This window comes from Brevibacterium sp. (genome assembly GCF_022712115.1).
Lineage (GTDB): Bacteria > Actinomycetota > Actinomycetes > Actinomycetales > Brevibacteriaceae > Brevibacterium > Brevibacterium salitolerans.
The window spans coordinates 1-5,904 of the sequence record NZ_JALAHB010000067.1; the positions used below are offsets into that span (position 1 = coordinate 1).

5 protein-coding genes are annotated in these 5,904 nt (G+C 71.1%); 1 reads left to right on the forward strand and 4 read right to left on the reverse strand.

Features of this window, described 5'->3' with window-relative positions:
- Positions 1-261: 261 nt before the first annotated feature.
- Entirely contained in the window at positions 262-942 is a 681-nt protein-coding gene (locus tag Q0A33_RS03995; protein ID WP_291793453.1) for a response regulator transcription factor, read from the reverse strand.
- Positions 939-2,321 carry an ATP-binding protein gene (locus Q0A33_RS04000; protein ID WP_291793456.1) on the reverse strand — a complete coding sequence of 461 codons (1,383 nt, stop codon included), beginning with the start codon at positions 2,319-2,321 and terminating at the stop codon, positions 939-941. The genes Q0A33_RS03995 and Q0A33_RS04000 overlap by 4 nt, the downstream gene beginning before the upstream one ends.
- 198 nt (positions 2,322-2,519) lie before the next feature.
- Here Q0A33_RS04000 and phoU point away from each other — a divergent pair, with 198 nt between their 5' ends.
- A complete protein-coding gene (phoU, locus tag Q0A33_RS04005) occupies positions 2,520-3,179 on the forward strand; it encodes a phosphate signaling complex protein PhoU (protein WP_291793461.1) in 660 nt (219 codons plus the stop codon).
- Between the two features lie 191 nt (positions 3,180-3,370).
- Here phoU and Q0A33_RS04010 read toward each other — a convergent pair whose 3' ends face one another.
- Both Q0A33_RS04010 and Q0A33_RS04015 read right to left on the reverse strand, forming a co-directional pair.
- The gene (locus tag Q0A33_RS04010; RefSeq protein ID WP_291793465.1) at positions 3,371-4,117 is read right to left on the reverse strand and encodes a phosphoglyceromutase; all 747 of its coding nucleotides are present in this window, start codon (positions 4,115-4,117) and stop codon (positions 3,371-3,373) included.
- A gap of 119 nt (positions 4,118-4,236) precedes the next feature.
- Positions 4,237-5,904, reverse strand: a 1,668-nt coding sequence (locus tag Q0A33_RS04015) for a glycosyltransferase (RefSeq protein ID WP_291793468.1), incomplete at its 5' end; no start/stop codon positions are given.

Genomic DNA, 5,904 nt, shown 5'->3' on the forward strand with positions numbered 1-5,904 from the left:
CTCCCCCCCCCCCCGCCCCGCGGCGCCGGGCCGCCCCTCACCCCCCCACCCGTTGCGCGGGCTTCTGGGGGGGGGGGCCGGTTCCCCCCCTGCGGCGCCGGCCCTTCTCCGCATTCACCCGGGCTTCCGGCACCGAGGCACCGGCCGCGGCAGGCGCATCCGCAGCGGGCCTGCGCTCGGCGGGCGTCCGCCCGGTGGGCGCGCCCTTCCCCTGCGCGGGCGCGCCGCGGCAGGCGCACGCCCGCCTCCGGGCGGGGTCTCTCAGGCCTCGAACTTGTAGCCGAGGCCGCGCACCGTCACGAGCAGCGAGGGCGAGGACGGCTCCTTCTCGACCTTGGCGCGGAGCCGCTTGACGTGGACGTCGAGGGTCTTGGTGTCGCCCACGTAGTCCTGGCCCCAGATGCGGTCGATGAGCTGCCCGCGGGTCATCACGCGCCCGGCGTTGCGCACCAGCATCTCCAGCAGTTCGAACTCCTTGAGCGGCAGCGACAGCTCCTCGCCGCGGACGGAGGCCACGTGGCGGTCCACGTCGATCCGGACGCCGCCGGCCTCGATCACGGCCTCCTCCAGATCCGCGGGCTCCGCGTTGCGCCGCAGCACCGCACGGATGCGCGCCAGCAGTTCGCGTGACGAGTACGGCTTCGTCACGTAGTCGTCCGCGCCGAGCTCCAGCCCCACCACCTTGTCGATCTCCGAATCCTTGGCAGTGAGCATGATGATCGGCACGTTCGACTTCGCGCGCAGCTGACGACACACCTCGGTGCCCGAGGCGCCGGGGAGCATGAGGTCGAGGAGCACCAGGTCCGCGCCGCCGCGGTCGAACTCCGCAAGGGCGTCGAGACCGTCCGCGGCAACCGCGACCTCGTACCCCTCCTTGCCCAGCAGGTAGGAGAGCGGGTCCGAGAACGACTCCTCGTCCTCGACAAGCAGAATGCGCGTCACGTCGTCTTCCTTCTTTCTCTCGGGTCACCGGGCGGCGCCTCCTCGGCGCTCTGCGCGGCGAGCTCTTCCTGGGAGTCTAGGCGGACCGCCGCCGGGGCCTCGGCAGCCTGGTCGGTCTGCCCGCCGGCGGCGGAGGCGGAGGCCGGGCCCGCGTCCCCTGCGGGCACGTCCCCTGCAGGCCGGTCGCGTGCAGGCCCATCGCCGGGCGCAGCGTCCTCCCGGGAGGCATGACCCTCCTCCACGTGGGGCAGCTGGCCCGTCTGCGGTGCCTGCGGCAGGACGATGGTGAAAGTGGAGCCCTGCCCGGGCCGCGACCACACGCGGACCTCTCCGCCGTGCGTCGCCACGATGTGCTTGACGATGCTCAGGCCCAGACCGGTGCCGCCGGTCATCCGGGAGCGGGCGGGATCCACACGGTAGAACCGCTCGAAGACGCGCTCCGTCTCCGCCGAGGACATGCCGATGCCCTGGTCCGTCACCGTGATGACGACGCGTTCGTCCTCCAGCCGCGTGCCCACGCCCACGCGGGTGCCCTCGTTCGAGTAGCTCACGGCGTTGTCCAGCAGATTGCGCACGGCATTGACCAGCAGCTCGTAGCTGCCGTCCACATACCAGTCGCCGCCCGGCGCCACGGAGAGCTCGATGTCCTTGCCCGCGGCACCCGTGCTCGCCCGGTCCACGGCGTCCGCGATGACCTCGGTGACGGAGACGCGCGCCGTGCTCTGAGGCGTCTCGTGGTCCTGCACGCGGGAGAGGTCGATGATCTCCTGAACCAGTTGCGTGAGACGCGTGGACTCCTTCTGCATGCGGGTGCCGAACCGGGCCACGGCCTCGGGGTCGTCCGCGAAGTCCGTGACGGCCTCCGCGAGCAGGGCGATCGCGCCGATGGGCGTCTTGAGCTCGTGGGAGACGTTCGCGACGAAGTCCCTCCGGATCGCATCCACCCGGCGCGCATCCGTCTGGTCGTCGCAGAGGACGAGGACGAACGCCTGCCCCAGTGCGGCGACCCGGGCGTGGAGGAAGCGGGGATGCGAGGCCTCGCTCGCGGAGTGCTCGAAGTCGAGTTCCTCGATGAGCCCGCGAGTGCGCACCCGGGCGACGATCTCCTCGAGCCTGCGAGAGATGAGCCGGTGTCCGCGCACCAGACCGTAGGTGTAGGCGGCGGGAGAGGCCTTGACGACATCGTCCCCGGCATCCACCACGATGGCGGCGCTGGGCAGCACCGCGAGCACCTCCGCGATGCCGTCCGGCAGCTCGCTCTCCGAGTGCAGGTCGGCGGTGCTCCGGCTCGCCGCAGAGAGCCGGAAGGCCATGATGCCGGCGATTCCCACCGCGAGGCCGACCACCCCGGTGACCACGGCGACGATGAGCAGTTCCACGTGCACCAGCCTAAACGGACGGTGAACGGTCCATGCACCTCCACGGGGCCTGCACCTAAGATGAATGCAAAGGTTCACTCGGAGGACGTGAACGGTTCACCCGCCACTGAGACAGTGAGCGGCGGATCCCTGCTCGCCGGCACCGCCGAATGACGGTTCGATCCACCTCGTCCGGTACATGGGAAAGGAAACCTGCGAATGCGCGAAGTGTTCCAGAACGAGCTCGACGGGCTCGCCGACAAGCTCACCGCGATGGCCGAGAAGGTCGTCACGGCCATCGACAAGGCCAGCGAGGCCCTGCACGAGAACAACCTCGAGCTCGCGGAGGAGGTCATCGCCGCGGACGCCGCGATCGACAGGCTGCAGCTCGAACTCGACAAGTCCGCCGCGGAGATCCTCGCGCTGCAGGCGCCCGTGGCGGCAGATCTGCGCGTGGTCATCTCCTCGCTGCGGATGAGTGCCTCCCTGGAGCGCATGGGCGACCTGGCGCGCCACGTGGCCCAGCAGGTGCGCATCCGCTACCCCGATTCCGCCGTCCCCGCCGGCTTCGAGCCGGTGTTCTCGCGGATGACGGAGGCCGCCGGGCGCATCGCCCGGGCGATCCACCACCTGGTCTCCAACCCGGGCCTCGAGGCCGTGCCCACCATCGACGACCTCGACGAGAGCCTCGACACCCTGCACCTGCGGGTCTTCTCGCAGATCTCCGATTCTGACATCAAGCCCGCCGAGGTCGCGGACGTCACCCTGCTCTCCCGCTACCTCGAGCGGTTCGGCGACCACGCCGTCTCCGTCGCCCAGCGGATCGAGTACCTGCTGACCGGCAACTGGGACTCCAAGCTCATCCCCGGCACGGACTGACACAGCCGGGGCCGGGCGCAGGCAGCGCCCGTGGGTCCCACCTGCAGGCGCGCCTTCCGACTAATGCGTGTGCCGATGCCAGGTGCATGCAGAAGCCCTGCACGCATGTGCGCCCGTCACTCCACTTCCGTGGAGTGACGGGCGCACATGCGTCTGTATGGGCAGGCGGCCTGCTCAGAGGCGAGCCGGCGTCACCGGCCCTGGTTCGCGACGGCTGCGGCGGCCTCGGCGGCGGCATCTGCATCCAGGTAGGTGCCCCGCGCGGTGACCGGTGCCAGCGTCTCCTCGTCCAGCTCGTAGTGCAGCGGGATGCCGGTGGGGATGTTGAGGCCGGTGATCTCCTCGTCGCTGATCCCGTCCAGGTGCTTGACGAGGGCGCGCAGGGAGTTGCCGTGGGCGGCGACGAGCACGGTGCGACCCAGCTGCAGATCCGGCACGATGGAGTCGTACCAGTAGGGCAGCAGGCGCACGATGACGTCCTTGAGGCATTCGGTGCGGGGCAGCGCCGCGCCCAGGTTCGCATAGCGCGGGTCTCCGGCCTGCGACCACTCGCTCGAGTCCTCGAGCTCCGGCGGCGGGGTGTCGAAGGAGCGGCGCCAGGTCATGAACTGCTCCTCGCCGAACTCGTCCCGGATCTCCTTCTTGTTCTTGCCCTGCAGCGCGCCGTAGTGGCGCTCGTTGAGGCGCCAGGAGCGGTGGGTGTCGATCCAGGACCGGTCCGCGGCCTCGAGCGCGATCTGCGAGGTGAGGATCGCGCGCTTGAGGCGGGAGGTGTGGACGACGTCCGGCAGCAGGCCGCTCTCCGCGAGCAGCTCGCCGGCGCGCACGCCCTCCGCACGGCCCTTGTCCGTGAGGGTGACGTCCACCCAGCCGGTGAACAGGTTCTTCTGGTTCCAATCGCTCTCGCCGTGGCGGAGCAGCACGAGGTTGTACGCCATGCCGACATTCTGGCACGTGCTGCGGGCTGCACGCGCCACCGTCCCGCGGGTGGGACGGCAGCGGAGCCGAGGTTGGACGCTTGTGGGACGGCGGCGGGACGCCCGTTGGTCCGCGGCGTTCAGTCCTCGCGGGGCAGCGGGGTGAACGTGCCCACGAACTCGTTGTCGTCCGTGTCCACGAGGTGGCGGAACGCCTCGAGATTGCGGGTGGACTCACCGCGGGCCAGCCGCCACGCCCATTCCCGCTTCATGGAGGTGAGGAAGCCCAGGGTCAGCAGCTCGTTGAAGGACGAGTCCGCGATGGTGAGGAAGCGTCCCAGGTAGGAGTCGAGCACGTCCTCTGCGCCATCCTGGACGCGCCCGTCCTCCTGCACGAACGCTGTGGGAGGCAGGGAGGCGTTGAGGTAGACGTCGTCGTAGCCGTCCACGGAGAAGGAGAGCCCGCCCAGGCGCCCGTTCTGCTGCAGCATCCACTGGAAGAAGCGCTCGCGGTTCTCGTCCGGGCGGCGCACCACGAAGGCCTGGAAGTCCACCGAATGCCTGCCGGCGCGGATGGAGACGTTGGTCTTGAGCTTCTTCTCCCCCGGCAGCACCACGACGATCTGGTCCGGAGCCACGGACTCGACCTCGACCTCGTTCTCGGCGGCCCAGGAGCGGATGAGCCCGATGACGGGATCGGAGGCTGAGGGCATACCCGCGTCGCCTGCACCGGCCTCGGAGGCGGATGCCGGGGCGGACGCGGCCTCAGGGGCCGGTGCCGAGGCGGACGCGGGCTCAGAGACGGGCGTGGTGCCGGCCTCGGGCACGGGAGCCGTCACCACGGCCTCGAGTGCGGTGAGCATGCCCCGCTCCGCGCGGTCCCAGCCCAGGTCCGCCGCATCCGCTGCGGCGGTGGCCCCCAGCCGAGCCCGGAGCGCGGGATCGAGGAGCAGGCCGGTGAGCGCCTGCGCCCACACCACGGGGTCGTCGCCGTCCACCAGGATGCCTCCGCAGCCGTGCCGCACCACGTGCGTGAGCCCGCCCACCGCGGTGGCGAGGACGGGCGCACCGGCGGCCTGCGCCTCGGCGGCGACCAGGCCGAAGGACTCGGAGCGCGAGGGGACGACCACCAGGTCAGCGGCCCGGTACCACTGGGCCACCTGGTCCGCCGGCACGGGCGGGCGGAACTCGATGAGAGGGGCCGCGGCCGAGGCCGTCGCCGCCTCCCGCAGGCCGCTCGGGTCCGCCTCTCCGGAGGCATCACCGAGGAACACGGCGCGCACTCTGCCGGCAAGCGCGGGTTCCGTGCGGACGAGTTCGCTGAGGGCGTCGATGAGCACGTCCGTGCCCTTGATGTGCTGCATCCGGCCCACGCAGAGCACCAGGAGATCCGTGTCCTCCTCGCCCAGCGCGCGCCGGGCGTCCTGCATGGAGCCGGGGCGGAAGGTGGCGGTGTCGATTCCGGGCGGGGTCACGGCGATGCGGGAGTTAGAGTCGTGGAGGAGGTGCTGGGCGTCTGCGGCCTCGGACGGGGAGTTCGCGAGGATCAGGTCCGCCTCCGCAGCGATCCGTGCCTCAGCCTCGAGCCGAGCCTGCGGTTCGCGGTCCTCCCCCAGGTCCCGGTCCTTCACTGCGCCCAGGGTGTGGAAGGTGACGGCGAGGGGAGGCGTGTGAGTGCCCTCTGCACGCAGGAGTGCGCGGAGGTGACATGCGGTGAGTCCGGAGACCCAGTAGTGGGCCCACAGGAGATCCGCGCCGCGCAGGAGCGCACCCAGGCGGTCGTCCGCGAGCAGGGCGCGGGCGCTGTC

Bases quoted from the DNA above. Each gene is read 5' to 3' on its own strand.
- phoU (WP_291793461.1), top strand. From the start codon at position 2,520: ATGCGCGAAGTGTTCCAGAACGAGCTCGACGGGCTCGCCGACAAGCTC.
- Q0A33_RS04010 (WP_291793465.1), bottom strand. From the start codon at position 4,117: ATGGCGTACAACCTCGTGCTGCTCCGCCACGGCGAGAGCGATTGGAAC.